The organism is Profundibacterium mesophilum KAUST100406-0324 (genome assembly GCF_009835145.1).
In the GTDB taxonomy this organism is placed as follows: Bacteria; Pseudomonadota; Alphaproteobacteria; order Rhodobacterales; family Rhodobacteraceae; genus Profundibacterium; species Profundibacterium mesophilum.
The window spans coordinates 1-367 of the sequence record NZ_APKE01000097.1; the positions used below are offsets into that span (position 1 = coordinate 1).

Annotated in this window: 1 protein-coding gene; it reads left to right on the plus strand. The window is 68.4% G+C overall.

The window, feature by feature from the left end; genetic code table 11:
* A partial coding sequence (locus PMES_RS16410) for a hypothetical protein (RefSeq protein WP_201289031.1) occupies positions 1-367 on the plus strand: 367 nt, incomplete at both ends.

Genomic DNA, 367 nt, shown 5'->3' on the forward strand with positions numbered 1-367 from the left:
CTTCTATCACACGACATGGACCGGGAACTACAAGCCGAACGCGACCGCCTATTGGGTGGTGGCCACGCTCAATGCCGCCGGTGACCGCTCGCCGTGGTCCACGCCCGTCGCGTTCTCGTCTGGGAGCGAGGCGGACACCGGCAAATCCAGCAACGTGCCGGCCAACCCCGGCCTGACGGCATCGACCCTGAGCGGGGTGGAGGACGCTGCCCTCGCCGCCCCCACGGGCCTCACGGCGGCGCTGGTCACGGGCGATCCGAAGTCGATCCGCTTCGACTGGACTGCAGTGACGGGCGCGGCGGGCTATCTCGTCAAGCGGTGCGATTATGATCCGGCGGCGGGGCTTCTCACGGGCGCTTTCGACATG